Source organism: Dactylosporangium sp. NPDC051087 (genome assembly GCF_055586325.1).
In genome coordinates, this window is sequence record NZ_JBVJIJ010000018.1 from 50,766 (window position 1) to 67,859 (window position 17,094).

The 17,094-nt window shown below is 71.3% G+C and carries 14 protein-coding genes; 10 read left to right on the forward strand and 4 right to left on the reverse strand.

Translation table 11 applies throughout. The features are described from left to right. Nucleotides 1-96: 96 nt before the first annotated feature. Genes ACZ6TV_RS31330 through ACZ6TV_RS31345 form a run of 4 tightly spaced genes read right to left on the reverse strand, consistent with a single transcriptional unit; the run spans nucleotide 97 to nucleotide 3,459 of the window. Complete coding sequence (locus ACZ6TV_RS31330; RefSeq protein ID WP_465300893.1) at nucleotides 97-1,299, reverse strand: tyrosine-type recombinase/integrase; 1,203 nt, start codon at nucleotides 1,297-1,299, stop codon at nucleotides 97-99. A gap of 3 nt (nucleotides 1,300-1,302) precedes the next feature. Next, nucleotides 1,303-1,512, reverse strand: coding sequence for a helix-turn-helix transcriptional regulator (locus tag ACZ6TV_RS31335; RefSeq protein WP_465300894.1), 210 nt, complete (start codon nucleotides 1,510-1,512; stop codon nucleotides 1,303-1,305). Then, complete coding sequence (locus tag ACZ6TV_RS31340; RefSeq protein ID WP_465300895.1) at nucleotides 1,509-2,726, reverse strand: TRM11 family SAM-dependent methyltransferase; 1,218 nt, start codon at nucleotides 2,724-2,726, stop codon at nucleotides 1,509-1,511. The genes ACZ6TV_RS31335 and ACZ6TV_RS31340 overlap by 4 nt, the downstream gene beginning before the upstream one ends. Continuing rightward, complete coding sequence (locus ACZ6TV_RS31345; protein WP_465300896.1) at nucleotides 2,719-3,459, reverse strand: hypothetical protein; 741 nt, start codon at nucleotides 3,457-3,459, stop codon at nucleotides 2,719-2,721. Before ACZ6TV_RS31345 ends, ACZ6TV_RS31340 begins: the two co-directional genes overlap by 8 nt. 669 nt (nucleotides 3,460-4,128) lie before the next feature. Here ACZ6TV_RS31345 and ACZ6TV_RS31350 point away from each other — a divergent pair. The 10 genes from ACZ6TV_RS31350 to ACZ6TV_RS31395 all read left to right on the forward strand — a co-directional run bounded on the left by ACZ6TV_RS31350 (nucleotide 4,129) and on the right by ACZ6TV_RS31395 (nucleotide 16,975). Then, nucleotides 4,129-4,962, forward strand: a complete 834-nt coding sequence (locus ACZ6TV_RS31350; RefSeq protein ID WP_465300897.1) for a hypothetical protein — start codon at nucleotides 4,129-4,131, stop codon at nucleotides 4,960-4,962. Nucleotides 4,963-5,317: 355 nt separating this feature from the next. Beyond that, the gene (locus ACZ6TV_RS31355) at nucleotides 5,318-5,692 is read left to right on the forward strand and encodes a pilin (protein WP_465300898.1); all 375 of its coding nucleotides are present in this window, start codon (nucleotides 5,318-5,320) and stop codon (nucleotides 5,690-5,692) included. A gap of 2 nt (nucleotides 5,693-5,694) precedes the next feature. Beyond that, nucleotides 5,695-7,578 (forward strand): hypothetical protein, encoded by a 1,884-nt coding sequence (locus ACZ6TV_RS31360; RefSeq protein ID WP_465300899.1) that lies wholly within the window; start codon nucleotides 5,695-5,697, stop codon nucleotides 7,576-7,578. Nucleotides 7,579-7,698: 120 nt separating this feature from the next. Then, nucleotides 7,699-8,658, forward strand: a complete 960-nt coding sequence (locus ACZ6TV_RS31365; protein WP_465300900.1) for a PrgI family protein — start codon at nucleotides 7,699-7,701, stop codon at nucleotides 8,656-8,658. Further along, on the forward strand, nucleotides 8,655-10,427 hold the full coding sequence (locus tag ACZ6TV_RS31370) for a VirB4 family type IV secretion system protein (protein WP_465300901.1): 1,773 nt from the start codon (nucleotides 8,655-8,657) through the stop codon (nucleotides 10,425-10,427). Before ACZ6TV_RS31365 ends, ACZ6TV_RS31370 begins: the two co-directional genes overlap by 4 nt. Before the next feature lie 145 nt (nucleotides 10,428-10,572). Further along, the gene (locus ACZ6TV_RS31375) at nucleotides 10,573-11,856 is read left to right on the forward strand and encodes a hypothetical protein (protein WP_465300902.1); all 1,284 of its coding nucleotides are present in this window, start codon (nucleotides 10,573-10,575) and stop codon (nucleotides 11,854-11,856) included. Next, nucleotides 11,853-13,463 (forward strand): type IV secretory system conjugative DNA transfer family protein, encoded by a 1,611-nt coding sequence (locus ACZ6TV_RS31380; RefSeq protein ID WP_465300903.1) that lies wholly within the window; start codon nucleotides 11,853-11,855, stop codon nucleotides 13,461-13,463. The genes ACZ6TV_RS31375 and ACZ6TV_RS31380 overlap by 4 nt, the downstream gene beginning before the upstream one ends. A 62-nt stretch (nucleotides 13,464-13,525) precedes the next feature. Continuing rightward, complete coding sequence (locus tag ACZ6TV_RS31385) at nucleotides 13,526-14,341, forward strand: replication-relaxation family protein (protein WP_465301099.1); 816 nt, start codon at nucleotides 13,526-13,528, stop codon at nucleotides 14,339-14,341. Further along, entirely contained in the window at nucleotides 14,329-15,369 is a 1,041-nt protein-coding gene (locus ACZ6TV_RS31390) for a C40 family peptidase (protein ID WP_465300904.1), read from the forward strand. Before ACZ6TV_RS31385 ends, ACZ6TV_RS31390 begins: the two co-directional genes overlap by 13 nt. A gap of 469 nt (nucleotides 15,370-15,838) precedes the next feature. Beyond that, nucleotides 15,839-16,975: a MarR family transcriptional regulator gene (locus tag ACZ6TV_RS31395; RefSeq protein WP_465300905.1), complete on the forward strand. Its 1,137-nt coding sequence runs from the start codon at nucleotides 15,839-15,841 to the stop codon at nucleotides 16,973-16,975. Nucleotides 16,976-17,094: the final 119 nt, after the last annotated feature.

Below are 17,094 nucleotides of genomic sequence, written 5' to 3' on the forward strand. Positions count from 1 at the left end.
ATGTTTATCGATGGGGTTTTGAGCTGTCCCCCGAAAACCCCCCCACAAACGCCCTGATGCGATCAGGTTCGCCGGTGACGGTGCGGCGGCGCCAGGCTAGGCAGCTTGCGGCGGCGTCGAATCGCTGCCTACCTGATGGGGTCCGAGTTTCTCGAGGATGTGGGAGCTGTCCGGGGCGAGGGCCGGTTTGACGATGTAGTGCTTCTTGGTGACGGTCTCGTCTTCATGGCCGAGCTGGCCGGCGGCGTCCTTGGCGCTGGATTCCTTGTCGATGAGGCTGGCCACGGTCTTTCGGGCCGTGTGTGGTGTCACCCATTCGAAGTTGGTGTCAGCGCGGGCTTGGCGCCATTGACGGCGCACGTTGTTGGGTGACAGCCAGGTGCCCCGCCGCGAGGCGAAGATCGCGTCGAGTGGTGTGTCGGCTGCGGTCATCTTGCGTGCCAGCAACATGCCGACCGCGAATCGAGGCAGCACGATCGTCCGGTAACCGGCGTCGGTCTTGGTCCACTCCTGCCGGAAGAACCCTTTGCCTTTGACGTAGACGATGGTGCCGCAGATGGTCAGTGTCGGCTGATTGGCGGCCAGATCCACGTCTTGCCATCGCAACGCCAGGACCTCGCCGATCCGTGCGCCGGTCGCGTAGAGAAGGTCGACGATGTCGGCCAGATCGCCGGTCGGCCGAGGCCCTGACTTCCCGGGAGTTGGCTCCTGCCATTTGCGGATCGCCGACCGGACATCCTCCAGCTGCTCTGGTTCGAGCGCTGCCACCGTCTGGCGAGGTTTGCGAAGTCGGCTGGTGTCCCGTACGGGGTTCGCCGTGAGTGCGCCGCGACGCACCGCGAGAGCGAACATCTGGCCGAGCACGACCTTCGCTCCCTTCGCCGCCGATGGGTGTTCCTCGGCGACCCCGCGCAGGAACTTGTCGAGTCGCCCGACGCTGCACTCCCGGATGCGGAGGCTTCCCAAGGCGGGCTCGATCCTCGCGTGCAGGCTGGTCTCGTATCTGTCAATCGTTTGCGGCGCTAGCCGTTCTTCAGCGGTGATCTCCTCGATCCATAGTTCTGCAAGCCGGTTGACGTAGGTCTCTCTGGTGATCTCGTCCTCGTTCGGCGTGACCCGGTCGCGGAGTTTCTCCTTCAGGGCGCGAACGGCGGCCGGCCCGGTCTTTCCGGTGGCCTCGACGTCGCGGGTCTTGCCGTCGTAGTCACGGAACCGTGTCCGGGCACGGAAGCGGTTCGGGCCAAGCGTTTCGGTACGGATGGTGCCCCAGGTACCGATGGGCAGCGGAGGTCGCGCCATGGCTCACCGGTCCTGGTCGGTGTTGGCGTCGAGCCAGCGCTCGACCTCGGTGCGGCGGTATCGCAGGGTGTTGCCGACGCGGATCGCGCGTGGGCCTTTGCCCCTGCTGTGCCAGGCGTAGAGCGTGTTTTTGGGCTTACCCAGCCACGCCGCGACGTCGTCGATGGTCAGTAGTGGGTCGGGCCGCCATTCGGCGGCAGCGGGGCCGTTCATCGCTGGCCAGGTGCGGCTGCACCGGCGTGCGGGCGCGGCGGACCGCCACTGTCGGGGCAGCCGCGCGGGACGGTGTCCGGCGGTGCGCCCCCCGGCGGACGGTGGGCGATGGGTGGGCATGGTTCGGATGTCCTTCCGGAATCCCGGTCCAACATGGGCCGGGGACGGGTGGCGCTGACCTGGGACGTTTCGTCCCCCGGTCGCGCTGGTAGCGGACATCGATCCATGCGGGCAGTGGCGGAGGGGTCAAGCCTGCAATCGAGAGGGTTCGCCGAGGCCGCGCTCGACTGGAACACCAACAAATCCTCGTGCTGGATCAGCCACTGCGGGTCACCGGCGGCGACCGCCTCACGCACGTTCTTCTGCTGGAAGAACGAGGCCCGCGGTACCAGGACTCCGTCGCGGACCCCGGCGATGAGCGCGACGAGTTCCTCGACCAGGGTCAGCCCTGCGGCGAGCCCGGCGGCGGCGACCATGCCGGGGATGTCGACGAGTTCACCGCGCCGCCGGTACGGGCGGGCGGTGACCGCGACGTAGCCTCCGGGCCGTAGCGCGGCTGCGCAGCCGGTGAGGATCTGCGTGAACCCTTCGGCAAGTTCGGCATGGTCGGTGTAGGCGAGGTTCCCGGCGTCGGTGCCGTACCGGTGATGGATCTTCCGGACCTTGCCCCGGCGTGCGCCCGGGGTGCGGGCGTGGCCGTGGGTGGACGGCCCGTACGGCGGCGAGGTGATGACCAGCGAGATCCGGCCGTGTACCTCGGACGGGAGCAGCGCTGGCAGGCGGCGGGCGTCGCCGGTGTAGATCTCACCGGTCCCGGCCGCGCCCTGGCTGGCGGCGAGCCGGATGTTGTCGGCGGCGTGCCGGGCCCACCGGGCCTCGTACTCCACGCCGATGCCGTGCCGGCCAAGGTGCATCGCCTCGACGATGGTCGTGCCGATCCCGGCCATCGGGTCCGCGACCCGGTCGCCCCGTTCGGTGTAGGTGGCGATGAGGTAGCGGGGGATGGTGGGCAGCATCTTGCCGGGGTGTTCCATCGAGGCGGGCGTGTACCGGCCGCGGCGCATGTCCCGGGAGAGGGTCTGCCCGGTCAGCAGGACCGAGCCCTGGACCCCGTCGGCGATGAGCTCGAACAGCCGGGCGACGTCCGGGCCTGCGCCGCCTGCCGGGTCGACGCCGAGCGCGAACGCGTCGGTGGACGGGATGGGTTCACGCATCTGCGGCCTCCCGATCGGTGCTGGTCGTGCTGAACGCGAGGACGTCGAGATGGATGGGGGCGTGCCTGCCGTGCAGCAGCGCGGGCCGGGTGCTGGCGGCGGTGGCCGGGTCGGTGCGCGGCTCGGTGTCCGGGAGCGGGACCAGCAGCACCGGGAGGTGCTGGTGGTAGCGCAGCCCGGCGACCCGGGCAGCGGTGATGACGGCGCTGCGCCGGGAGATCCGGCCCGGCTCTGGGGTCCGGGCGGGCAGCACCGTGAGCACGAACCCGCCCGGCCGCAGCAGCCGCCGCCACTGCTCCATGGCTTCGGTCAGCGCCCGCAGGCCGAGGCCGTCACCGCCGGGCCTCGGCAGCCCGGCCAGCAGCAACGAGACGCCAGCGTCGGTGAGCCTCCGGATACGGGCGGGCCTGGAACGGATGTCGGTGAGCCGGACGCGGCTGGCGCCGCCGACGTTGACGAGGATGGCCGGGTGGCGGTGCAGGTACCGGGCGGCGCGGGTAACGGTCGGGTGCGCGTCGAGGTCCAGGACGACGTCACCAGCACGGGTGTAGTGCCGGATCAGCCAGGCGAGGCGATGCGGGTCGAGCCCGTACCAGGATTCGGCGCTCGCCAGCGGCGCGCGTCGCTGGTGGGCCGGGACGAGGAGCAGCCCGACGCGCGGGCGTTCGGAGCCGGGATCGGGAGTGTGGTGTGGCGTCTGCGGCATGGGTGGTGTGGCCACGTCCGCTGACAAGCGCTGACACTAAGGGAATACAAATCCGGGCCTCGTTTTGGAGCCAACCCGGCAGACTCACCGGCTCCTGAGCCGCCCCCGGCGCTGTGTTCAACCAAGATCGATCTTGGTTGAACACGCAGATCAGGCGTTGAACACCACGGCTGCGGTGCCGGAAGGCACGTTGACGAAGACAATTCTCCGGCCGCGCGTGGCCTGGCGGCGCCGGCCGCCTTCCGGGGACCAACCGACGCCGTCCATGAACAAGATCGGTCTTCGTCTTCACGCGGCCGACCTGACGGACGCACCGACATGAACAAGATCATCAACTGGAGGGCTTGCCGCCGTCTGTCATGAACACACCCGACCCGCGCCATTCGACGCGGGTCCGTTGTTCGTGTCTGCCTCCGGGTGGGTTTCCGGTGTGCGTCGAGGCGTACGGGTGTCCGGTGGCGGTGCGATTGAACAGGCAGCCACGACATTGCACAGGCCGTGCACGTCGGCTCCGCATCGCCGGGTTGTCCTGCTCGAGATCCGTCTCCGTGGACTCGGGGGGCACGCTGGGGTCAAACCTGAACAAGATCATCAGTGTTCACGATGTGTTCAAACGCCCTGGTGGCGTGGGTGCTGCACCGCCGAACGGCCGTTTCGCCGGTTCAGCGTCAGCCCTCACTATCAGGGAGTACTTCCATGTCTACGAACACTCGCCCGGCCGCTGGCCACCTCGCCGAGCACCCTGGCGCCCGGCCCGGCGCCGCGCTGTTGGACGCGATCGACTACCGGTTCCGGCTCGCGGCGGAAGGCCCGCAGCCGCAGGCGGTCGACGGCCGACAGCTCGGCCACGGCCTGCCGCGCCGCCGGATCGTCCTGCCGGAGCTATCGGCGATCCTCATGCACCCCTCCTGCGGTGCCGCGGCCCAGGACGCCGCCTGGAGGTTCCTCGTCACGCAGGCCCGCACCGGCGCCGACCGGTGGGTCGTCGGCGCGGTCGGCGTTGCGCTGCCGGGTCTGCGGCACCGGGCGCACCTGCTGTCGAAGCTGTCCTCTGGGGATCTGCACGCCGCGCTGGTCGAAGCATTCCTGCGGGCGTTGAACAAGGTCGACATCGATCAGCCGGGCATCGTGAACGCCCTGCTCAACGCCGCGTTCTCCGGCGCCCGCGCCGCACTGCGTGACCAGGAACCGGCCGCCTCCGGGGAGGCGAACTTCGCGCCCGGCTCGGCGCTGCCGCCCGCCCCGTACGGGCACCCCGACCTTGTCCTCGCCCGCGCGGTCCGCCTTGGTGTGCTCACCGTCGCGGAGGCCGACCTGATAGGCGGCACCTACCTGGAGGACACTAGCGTCGCCGATTACGCCGAGCGGACCGGCCTGCCCCGCTGGGGTGTCTACAAGCGTCGCACCGCCGCCGTTGAGCGGCTCGTCGACGCGATCCGGTCCGGCGCCCTCAGCGACCCCACCGCCGACGTCGTCGCCGAGGCCACTCTGCGCACCGCACCCGAGATGACACCCGGCCGCCGGCCCTGAAGCAGGGCCGCTGAGCTGCGCTTCTCCAAAACAGCCCTCGGATTTGTATTCCCTTAGTGCGGGACTTCCCGCGTAGGTGACCTCCGACCGGCCCCCGCTGACGGCGCTGACACCCCGTTTTGCCCGGCCCACCTGCCCCTCTGTGAGGAGGACGGCCCCCGCGCCGGTCGGATGCCAGGCCACCACATGCGGACCATCGACTCCCGCCTTTGCCACCCACGCGCCGCCGACGAGCCCCGCCATGCCCGGGGCCGGTCGCGGCCCGCGCCCGGAGGTGCCCAATCCCATGAACGCCAAGCCCAACCGAGTGCGCCCGCTGCGGCGCAAGCCCTCCCGGCGAGTACGCCGGCCACGGATGCACCCCTCGAACTGGGTGCTCTACCAGGCCACCCGCCTCGTCCCGATCGGCATCGTCCTGGCCGGTGCGCTGGCCTTCGCGACGGTCCTCGGCGACACCGCCGTCGCCGCCGCCGACGCGGGAGCGCCGGTACCCCTCGCGGCCGACTCGATCCAGGCGGTCGTCAACAACATCCGGGTCTGGCTCGTCGGGATCCTCGTGGCCGTCGCCACGCTGTTCCTCACCATCGGCGGCCTGCGATATCTGGCCGCCAACGGCGACCCGGGCGAGACCGAAAAGGGCAAGCTCGCCATGAAGTCCGCCGCGCTCGGCTACGCCCTCGCGCTGCTGGCGCCGCTGTTCGTCACCATCGTCGGGCAGTGGGTGGCCTAGCCATGACCCGCACCCAAACGCACGCCGGGCGGGGCCTTGGTCGCCTCGCCCGGTTGGTCCTCGCGCTGCTGCTCGGCGCCGGCCTGGTCGCGGGCATCGCGCTGGCGTTGACCGCCCCGGCGACGGCCGACCCATCACCGATGCCCGGACCTGGGCAGACCACCTCGCCATCGCCCGGCACCCCGGATCCGGGCAGCCGTCCGAGCCCGAGCGGGACCGTGGTCATGCCTGGCCAGAACCCGACGACCAACCCCCAGCCGAACCCGACGCCCGGCACCGGACCGACCACTCCGCCCGGCACGTCGACTGATGACGATCCGTCCTGGTACGACATCCCCGGCCAGATCCGCAAGGCGATCAACGACTTCTTCGCCTGGATGATCGAGGCCAGCCTCAACCCGATCATGAACACGCTCGGCACAACCGTCCTGGCGACCCCGGACCTGACGAACAACCCACAGGTCAAGGCAATCTGGACCACGTGCATCGTGATCGCGAACGCCGTCTTCGTGTTGTTCGTGGTCTTCGGCGGGTTCATCGTCACGTCACGGGAAACCCTGCAGACCCGGCACGGCCTCAAAGAGATCCTGCCGCGCCTGATCATCGGCGGGGTCGGCGCGAACATGTCGCTCGTCCTGATCCGCGAGATCCTCAAAACCGTCAACGCCCTGACCGCCGCAATCGCCGGTCAAGGCATCGACGGCCACGCCGCAGCGAGCGCGATCACCCAGGCGCTCACCGGCGCGGTCATGGGCCACGGCTTCCTGCTCCTGTTGATGGTCCTCGCCGTGCTGGCGATGGCGATCGTCGTCGTGCTGACCTTCATCCTGCGAGTGGCTTGCCTGATCCTGCTGGTCGGCGTGGCACCGCTCGCGCTGATCTGCCACAGCACGCCACAGACCGAGGGCCTCGCCTACACGTGGTGGCGCGCGTTCGGCGCGTGCCTCGGCATGCAGCTCGCCCAGGCCGTCATCATGCTGGCCACGATCCGGGTGTTCCTCACCCCCTCCAGCGGCGCCATCCTCGGCCTGCCGGTCGGCGAAGACGGACTCGTCGGCATCCTGGTCTGCCTCACGATGCTCTGGGTCCAAATCAAGCTGCCGGGCTGGATGAAGATGTTCATCCTCGGACCGCTCGGCCAGTCCAAGGGCAAAGGTCTGCTCGGCCAGCTCATCACCACCGTCCTGACCATCAAGACCCTCGGGGCGGCAGCCGGCATCCTGGGCGGGGCGAAGGCGGCAGGCGGCCTCGCGGGGACGGCCGCCCGGCGCGGGCCCGGGGCGGCGCCCCATCCCCGTCCCGGCCGTCCCCGTCCCGGCCGTCCCGGTCCCGGGCGGGCGCCTCGTCCCGGACCGCCTCGCCCGCCCCGGCCGTCCCGCCCGCCCCCGTCCCGGCCGTCCCCGGCGCCCGCCGGACCGGCTGCATTCAGCAGCGCCCCGGTGACACATACGCCCTTGGCGCAGCCCGCCGGGACGACGGCTGCCCCGGCGTTCAGCAACGCCGCGCAGCCCGCCACGCCGAGCCCCTCACCGGCGGGCGCGGCCCCGTCCGCCGTGTTCTCGGCGGCACCCGGTACGCCACCGGGCACGGCATCGTCGGCCGCGCCGCCGCCGAGAGTGACGCCGTTCAGTCACGCGTCGAGCACCTCGGCGTCGGCGTCGAGCACCGCGGTGACCGGCTCTGCACCGTCCTCCACCAGGGCGCCGGCGGTGGCGTTCTCGGCGGCGCCGAAGGCGCAGGCCGCGTCGAAGCGGCCTCCGGGGCCGGTCACGCCGGCGTTCTCCGCGGCTCCGGCGACACCGCCTCGGCCGCGTCCGACAGCGGCGAAGCGAGCCCCGGCGACGCCCCCACGGGCGCCCCGGCCGACCGGTGCCACCCGGGCATGACCCCGGCGCCCCGCCCGTCCCCGCCGGACCGTCCGGCCGTCCCTTCCCCTGCGCCCCGTCCCGTCCCGGCCCTCGGGTCGGTTCCGGTGACCGGTACGTCCCCGAGGGGAGTGAGCACCGTTGCATCGTCGTACCCCTGATGAGCCGCTGCGGGCACGAGTCCCCGCAGACGTGGAACGGGCTGACCGCATCGTGTTCGGTCTGACCCTGCGCCAGGTCGTCATCCTGTCCGTCACCGCGCTGATCCTCTACGCGGTGTGGACCGCCCTCGCCACGGTGGTCAACCCGCTGTACTTCATCGCCGGGTCGATCCCCGTCGCGGGGGCGGCGTTCTTCCTCGCGGTCAGCCGCCGCGACGGGGTCAGCCTCGACGGGTGGCTCCTCGCCGCGATCCGGCACCGCCGCGCTCCGCACCGCCTGGTCCCAGCCGCCGAGCCGATCCGCGCCGCCCCGCCCTGGGTGATGACGACCGCCGGGAGCGGTGACAAGCTGCCGCTCCCGGCGCCGCTGCGGCTGCCTGCGAAGGGCATCACCGGCGGCGGGCTGATCGACCTCGGCCTGGACGGCACGACCGCGCTCGTGTCGGCGTCCACGGTGGCGTTCGGGCTTCGTTCACCCGGCGAGCAGAACGGCCTCGTGGCCGGGTTCGCCCGCTGGTTGAACAGCGTCGCCGGACCGACGCAGATCCTCGTGCGGGCGCAGCGCGTCGACCTGACCCACGTCGCCAACCGGATCGAGCGCCGCGCCCCGGCGCTGCCACATCCGGCCCTTGAGGACGCGGCCCGCTCGCACGTCGCGTTCCTCGATGACCTCGCCAGCCAACGCGAGCTGCTGCACCGGAAGGTGACCGTCGCGGTGCGGGGACGGCGCGGCCCGACCCACACCGCCCATCAGGCGTGGGAGGCGGTGCGGGCCCTGGCCGGGTGTGAGGTCGCCGCGACGGTCCTGGACGGCTACGACGCGCAGGCGGCGCTCGCCGCCTGCCTCGACCCGGCCGCCCCGATCGCTGGGTGGGCGGCCGACATCGCAGACCCGGCGGCCGAGCCGCCGGCCGATCTGGAAGACGGTGACCTCGCATGAACCTGTTCGCCCGCTTTCATAGCCGCCGCTCCGCGACTGCGACGGCCGGGAGCCCCAGCGTGCTGCCGGGCAGACCAGACGCCGTCGAGGTCGGCGGCCGGTCGGTCCGCGTCGGCGATGACCACTCCGCGACCCTGGCCGTGGTCGGCTACCCGGCCGAGGTCGGCGCCGGGTGGCTGGAGCCGATCCTGTCCTACCCGGGCCGCGTCGACGTCTCCTTGCACATCGAACCGGTCCCGCCGGTCGTGGCGTCCGACCGGCTGCGCAAGCAGCGTGGCCGACTCGAATCGTCGCGCCGGTCTGACGCCGGCAAGGGCCGCCTCGACGACCCGGAGCTCGACGCCGCTGCGGCGGACGCCGCTGACCTCGCTGCGCGCGTCGCTCGGGGCGAGGCCCGGCTGTTCCGGCTCGGCCTGTACCTGACCGTGCACGGCTCCGGTCCGGAGGACCTCGCCGATCGGGTGGCCGAGGTCCGCGGTCTGGCGTTGTCGCTGCTGCTCGACGCTGCCCCGGTGACGTGGCGGCAGTTGCAGGGCTGGATCACCAGCCTGCCCCTGGCCTTCGACGCGCTCGGGATGCGCCGGGTCTTCGACACCGACGCCCTCGCCGCATCGTTCCCGTTCACCAGCCCGGATCTGCCGATCACAGCCGGGGACACCGGTATGGGCGTGCTGTACGGGCTCAACCTGGCCTCGGCCGGGGTCGTCGTGTGGGACCGGTGGGCACAGTCGAACTTCAACGCCGTCATCCTCGCCCGCTCCGGTGAAGGCAAGTCCTACCTGGCCAAACTCGACCTGCTCCGCAACCTGTACCTCGGGGTGGAGGCGTTCGTCATCGACCCCGAGGACGAGTACATCCGGCTCGCTGAAGCGGTCGGCGGGACCATCATCCGGCCCGGCGCCCCCGGCGTGCGCATCAATCCCCTCGACCTGTCCGCCGCCGACGGGGCCGATGCGCTGTTCCGGCGGACGTTGTTCATGCAGACGTTCGTCGCGGTCCTCACCGCCGGCGACAACACCGCCGCCGCCCTCGATCCCCTGGAGGTGCCGGTTCTCGACGCGGGCGTCCTGGCGGCATACCGGGCGAAGGGCATCACCAGCGACCCGCGCACCTGGCGGCGCCCCGCACCGCTGCTCGCCGACGTCGCCCAAGCCCTGACCGAGATCGGCGATGCCGGGCGGACCCTCGCCGCGAGGTTGCACCCCTATGTGGCCGGGTCGTTCGCGGGGCTGTTCGACGGCCCGACGACCACCGCCCCGGAGGGGCACCTGGTGGTGTACGCGATCAAGGATCTGCCCGACGAGCTGAAGCCGGTCGGCACGCTGCTGACGCTCGATGCGATCTGGCGCAAGGTCGCCAACACGACCTCACCGGACGTGCGGCGCATGGTGCTGGTCGATGAAGCGTGGCTGATGCTCCGCGCCGGGCTCGGCGCCAAGTTCCTGTTCCGCCTCGCCAAGTCCGCCCGCAAGTACGGGGCCGGGCTGACCGTCGTCACCCAGGACGCCGCCGACGTGCTCGGCACCGAGATCGGCCGCGCCGTGGTGTCCAACGCGGCCACGCAGGTACTGCTGCGGCAGGCGCCGCAGGCGATCGACGCGGTCACCGAGGCGTTCGGCCTCACCGACGGGGAGCGGGCGTTCCTGCTCTCCGCGGCACGCGGAGACGCGCTCCTGGCCTGCGGCAACAGCAGGGTCGCCTTTCACAGCCTCGCCTCCGACCTCGAACACGATCTTGTCGTGACTGGCCCGGCCGTCGGCCGCCGCTGACGAGCCGCAGCTGACCCCGATGGAGTTTCCCATGCCGCTGGCGATGACCCAGCTTGTCCCACCGTCCCCAACCGTCCCTACTCCGGCGCCCGTAGTGCCGCCGCCCGCCACCTGTGAACCCGGGCAGGACGGCATCCTGGGTTCGGTGCTCGGGCGCGTGCTGTGCGGCACCTGGGCCGACAACGCCCCGGACACCGTCTCCGGGTTCGTCCGGGTTTCCTGGCCGCAGCTCGTCTGCGTGCTCCTGTTCCTGATCGCGGCCCGGGTCGGGTGGGGGCGGTGGCAGCGGCGGGCGTGGCGCCGTCACGCCGCCCGCGCCCGCTGGCTGGAGATCGTCCCACCGGTGTCCGCAACCCCCGCCGCGACCGTGGGCCTGTGGCGGCTCCTCGCCACTGCGCTGCCCGCCTCGAGCGGATCGCTGTGGCGCCCGCACCGGCTCATCTGGGAGGTCCACGCCACCCCACAGGGCATGCGCTGCGGGCTGTGGCTGCCACCCGGCGTGAACCCGACCGCCGTACTGCGGCTGCTGCAACGCGCCTGGCCCGGCGCCCGCGCCGAACAGGCCAGCGCTCCCGCCTTCGCCCCCGGCGTCCCAGTCGTCGCGGTCGCGGTGCAGCCGACCCAGCCGGAGTGGCTGCCCCTCGTCGACGACGCCGCACCGTCGCGGGGGCAGCGGTGGGAGGCCGGTGTCCCACCGGAGGAGGACCGGCTCCGGGCCGTCTACGACGGCCTCGCCGCCGCCGGGCGCACCGGCGGAGGGCTGCTGCAGGTCCACGTCACCCGCGCCCCCGCCCGCCGGGTCGCCGGACTACGCCGCGCCACCATCAACCCCGACCATGCCCGCCGACCCCGTACCGGCGCGTCCCGGGCGATCGGGCTGCTCGCTGACGCGCTCCGCACGCTGATCATCGGCGCCCTCGACGTGGTCATACCTGGCCCAAGCAGCCGGAAACGCCAGACCAGCCGATCGGACCCGTACCTGAACGAGCTGGCCCGGCAAGCCCGGGGGAAGCTCGCCGCCGCACCGCACCTGCTCGTCGCGGCCCACGCCACCGCGACCGGGCCGACCGTCGCGGCGGCGCGGGCCGCCGCCGCCGACATCACCTCCGGATTCGGGCTCCTGTCGGCGCACTTCACCCGCCGCCGGCTCCGCCGAGCCCACGCCGCCGCAACCTGGCGATGGGTACCCGCGTCGCGGATGACCCTCGCCTCGGTCGAGGAGACCGCCGCCCTGGCCGGGCTGCCCGCCGAACCGTCCGCGTACGGCTTGCCCGCCGCCGCGTCCCGCCGCCGACCGGCCAGCCGCGAAGTGTTCACCGCCGGACCTGCGGTCAGCAGCAAACCGAAGCACCGCCCGGCATCCAGCCCAGCCGCGGCGACCGTCGATCCGGGTGAGGCAGACCCGGCGGCCGTGTGGAGCACACGATGACGGCCATCAGAACCCCCGGGAGCTCCACCAGCCCCGCCGTGCCGAGCACCCGCGGGCAGCGGCGCCTCAACCTCGTGCCGCCGTCGCAGCGGCGCGGGCTCAGCGGGAAGGTGATCGGTGTCGCCAACGCCGGCCCAGCGGTGCGAGTGGGGATCTCCCTCGAAGACTGCCGTCACCACCTGCATGTCTGCGGCCCGACCGGCACCGGCAAGACGTCGCTATTGCTGCGGATGACCCTCGATGACGTCGAGGCCGGACGTGGCGTCGCGGCGTTCGACCCGGCCAAAGGCGACCTGATCCGCGACCTCCTCGACGTGCTCCCGCGCGGCTGCGGGGACCGGCTCGTCATCGTCGACCCGGACGAGCGCACCGCGCCGCCGGCGATCAACCTCCTCGACCCGGAGGTCCACGGCGGGACGGCGCACGACGTGGCCGCCGCCGTCACCTCCGTCATGTCGAAGGTGTGGGCGCGGTGGTGGGGTCCGCGGACCGCTGACAACTGCTACCACGCCCTGCTCACTCTCGCGCACCTGCCGGGCTCCACACTGGCGCAGTTGCCGCGGCTGCTGTCCGATCCGAAGTGGCGGGCCGGGCGGGTCCGGGCGGTCATCAACAGCCTCGGCCTGTGGGAGGGCAACACCCTCGCCGAGTTTTGGGAAGGCTTCGACAGTCAACCCGCCGGACAACGGGCCGCATCCGTCGCGCCGCTGCTGTCCCGGCTCCGCCTCGTCCTCGCCCACCCACTCGCCAGCAGCCTGTTCGGGGTACCGGCCACGATGTTCCGGTTCGCTGACATCCTCGACGGCGGCGTCCTACTCGCGCGGCTGCCGAAAGGCATCATCGGTGAGGACGGCACCCGCCTGATCGGGTCGCTGCTCCTCGCGGGGCTGTGGCAGGCGACCGCCGCCCGCGCCCGCATCGCCGAAGTCGACCGCCGCGACGCCATGATCGTCTTGGACGAGTGCCACAACTTCCTGCACCTGCCGATCGGCATCGACGACGCTCTCGCCGAGGCCCGCGGCCTGCACACCTCGTTCGTCCTCGCCCACCAGTATCTCGGGCAATTGTCCGGGGACATGGCCGAGGCGATCGACGCCAACGCCAGAAACAAGGTGTATTTCGCGCTCGCGCCGAAGGACGCCGTCGACCAGTCCCACCATGTGCGGCCTTACCTGGATCAGGGCGACCTGATGCGGCTCGGCGGCTTTGAGGTAGTCCTTCGGCCGGTGGCCGGCGGCAGGGTCGCTCCACCAGTCACCGCGGACACCATGCCACCGCCCGAGCCGATCAGAGGCCGAGCCACCGAGCTGCGGCGCCTCGCCCGGCAACACACCGGACTGTCGATCAGCGAGCGCCGCCAGTTGCTCGGCGACGCGGCCACTGACCGTGTCGGCTCTGAAGCCGACGTCGATGCCGGCAGCGGTGAAGGTCCGCTGGTGGGTCGCAACACCTTCGCTGTTCATGGGGCGGGCTCACTAGAGGGTTCTAACGAGCGTTCCAACGAGGAATCCAACGACCACGAACGCTCGCCTGAACCCTCGCCCATGAACACGTCAAACCTGCTGGCGGACGACGGTGAGGAGGACTGGTGGACCGGAACCGACTGATAAGAACTATCACTCCCATCGGTATCCAAGCTGCAAGCAGCTCTCGCCTGACGGCGTCCGCCGTGGCCGCCGAACTCGCCAGAGTCACCCCCCGAGACCGGCTCCTCCTCGAACTGCTCGACCAACATCAGACGCTCACCACCGAGCAACTCGTCACCCTGGCTTTCGGGTCCGTCGGTCGTGCCCGCAACCGGCTGAACACGTTGCTGTCGCGGGACATTCTCGACCGGTTCCGGCTGTACCAACGACCTGGTTCCCAATCATGGAGATGGACTCTCGGCCCCGTCGGCGCGGCCATCGTCGCGGCCGGACGCGGCGACGCGATGCCCCGCCCGGCCGCCGTACGCGACACCACCGCCCGATTGGCGATGTCGCCGAGGTTGAACCACCTCCTCGCCACCAACGGGTTTTTCGTCGCGCTCACCGGTGACGCCCGCATCCGGCCCGGGGTGCGGTTGGCGCGGTGGTGGAACGAGGCACGGTGCCGCGCCGCGACCGACAACCTCGTCCGCCCGGACGGGCACGGAGTGTGGGTCACCGGCGGGCGGGCGGTGCTGTTCTGGCTGGAGATGGACCTCGGCACCGAGGCGTTGCAACGGGTCGCGGACAAGCTGACCGGCTACGCCGCCCTAGGTTCGCGCCGCGCCTACCCGGTGCTGTTCTGGCTGCCGACCGCCACCCGGGAGGCGAACCTCCATGCCATGCTGTCGCGCGCCGGGGTGCCCGCCGGGGTGACCGTCGCGACCGCCGCCGATGACTACGCCGCCGCCAACGGCGGCCCCGCCGGGGCCGTATGGCACCGACCCGGCGACCCGGCACGCCTCACCCTGGCCGACCTACCCGCCGCCACAGGGGACGGTGCGGCATGGGACGGGTGATCGCATGGACGGTCGGCGCGGTGGTCGCCGTACTCGTGCTCATCGTCTCCGCCGGGGCGGGTGCGGTCGTGGCACTGTTCGGCGGCGGTGGCGGAGGTGCCGCCTCCGGATGCCACGCCACCATGACCACCCCCGGCGCGGCCCCTACCGGGCTCACAGCCGAACAGGCAGGCAACGCCGCCGTGATCGTCGCGGTAGGTCAGCGTTTGAACGTGCCGCCGCGCGGGTGGGTGATCGCGGTCGCGACCTCCATGCAAGAGGCGAACCTGATCAACGTCGGGCATCTAGGGGACCGCAACGACCACGACTCGCTCGGGCTGTTCCAGCAACGCCCGTCGCAAGGATGGGGCACCCCGGAACAGATCATGAACCCCGACTACGCCGCGACGAAATTCTACGAACGGCTCAACCGGGTGCCCCGGTGGGAGACGCTGGAACTCACCGACGCGGCGCAAGCGGTGCAACGCAGCGCCTACCCGGACGCCTACGCGAAACACGAGGCGCGTGCCGCCGCCATCGTCGCCGCATACACCGGCGGCATCGTCTGCGACGGCGGCGACGGACTCCCGCCAGACGTAGCGGCATCACTGCCCCAAGGGTTCACGCTCCCGGCAGGCACCCCGCCGCCGGTCGTCACCGCGATCGGGCGGGCACTGCAACAGTTGGGCACCCCGTACACGTACGGCGGCGACTGCACCGCCGCCCACTCCGGGGTTCCCCGGCGGCAGTGCGACTGTTCCTCGCTCATGCAGCAGGCGTACCGGGCCGCCGGAATCACCATCCCGCGCACCACCCACGATCAGGTCCACGCGGGCACCGCCGTACCCGGCGCCGACGCCCTGCGACCCGGCGACCTCATCCTGATCCCCGGAAGCGGCGGCACCCGCACCGACCCCGGACACGTCGGCATGTTCATCGGGTCCGGCCTCATTGTGCAAGCACCGAAAACCGGCGACATCGTGAAGATCAGCAAACTATCCGGTTGGGTTTCTCAGATAGCGGCAATACGCCGCATCGTGCCAAGCTGAATAGATATTCCCGAGACGGCAGAGGCGGGCGCGATAGTCATTCACAAGGATAGTCAATGAAGTGACGTTCGCCACTGTTCCCGCGATGTTCGGCGCCGACCCGCGCCCGGCCACGCGCCGGGCGCGGGTCGTTTCCGGCGTTGGATGGGTCGCCCACACAACGGCCGTACGCCACGCCGACCAACGCGCCTACACCTGCCTGGCCGTTGCCAGCGTTACGCCCGCCAGTGTGGCGCACAGCCCCGGCAATGGTCCTGCCGCGCCATCACACACCCCGACAACGAGGCGTTCGGCACGTCCGAAATGGGTTCCCGAAAAGAGTCATGAACAACGGGGTTGACAATCAACGCGTACGGAGTGTCCATGGACGTGGGCAACAACAAACGCCCGGCGGGACCGCAACACACAAATGCGCGACGCGCATTGCGGAAACCGTCATCCATTCATTCCGTACGGAGGTTGATTCACCATGTCCACGCCCACCGCCGAAACGACCACCGGCACCCCCACCACCGCCGACACGATCGCCCGCGTCCTGGCCGAGCACCCGGACGGCATCACCGTTCGCGACCTCGCCACCGCCGCCGGTATCGGTGCCTCCACCGCCAGCAAGGCGCTAACCGCGATGGAAACCGACGGCACCGCCACCCGCACCAACGGACCGGCCAACGGCAACCGCAAGCCCGCCGACCTGTGGCACCCCGCCACCGGCGACACCACCGACACGACCACCCCCACCGACGAGGAGACCACCGTGCCCACCGACGCCACGACCGATGCCGACGCCACCGGGGACACCGCCACGCCCGACGCGGACGCGACCACCGACGCGCCGACCCCGGCCGCGCCGCGTAAGAAAGACCTCCGCGTGCTGCTCATGGCCGGGGTGCTCGACGAACACCCGGACGGCGTGAGCGCCGCCGAAGCCATCGCTGAAAGCGGCCTGGCAACCGGAATCGGCGACAACATTCTGATCGCGATGGAGGCCGTTGGTACGGCCATGCGCCAGACCGACGACGACGGGCACGAGACGTGGTTCCGGGTGACGGACGGCGACCTCAATGCCGTTGACCCGGCCAACGCGCCGACGCACGTCACGTGCCACGCGTGCGGGCACGCCAGCCCGATCCGCCGCGCGTACAACCCGACGCCGCAGCGTCGCACGCCCGCCCTCCGCTCAGCGAACACCGGCCGTACCACGGTGGACATCAACAGCGACGGGTCGGCGCGGCTCGGGAAGAACGAGCTGCGCAACATGGTGGAGGCGTTCATGCGGACCCTCGGACCCGGCCACGCGGTGACCCCCGGCACCGTCGGTCGTGAGCTCGGCCGTAGCCCCGGCGCGGTGAACAACGCCATGGAGAAGATGCCCGAGGTGGTCACCCGGGTCAGCGACGCGCCGGTCATGTTCGAGACCCTGCCCAACCTCCCGGCCCCGTCCGCCACCGTCGCGGCACTGATGGCGCCGCCGGTGGTCACCGCCCCGGCGGAACGCGCCGACGCGGTGACGGCAGCCCCGGCCACCGACACGACCGCCGACGCCGACGGCACGCCCACCACGGACGCGCCCTCGACCGACACGACCGCCGCGCCGGTCGCCGCGTAGCCCATCCCGTCGGGGGGGGGGGGGGGAAAAAAAAGAGGCAGCGGGAGGGGTGATGCCCAGAAAGACTAAAAGAAACACAAAAGGGGAAACCGGGCAAAAACACAACCAAAAAAAAATAA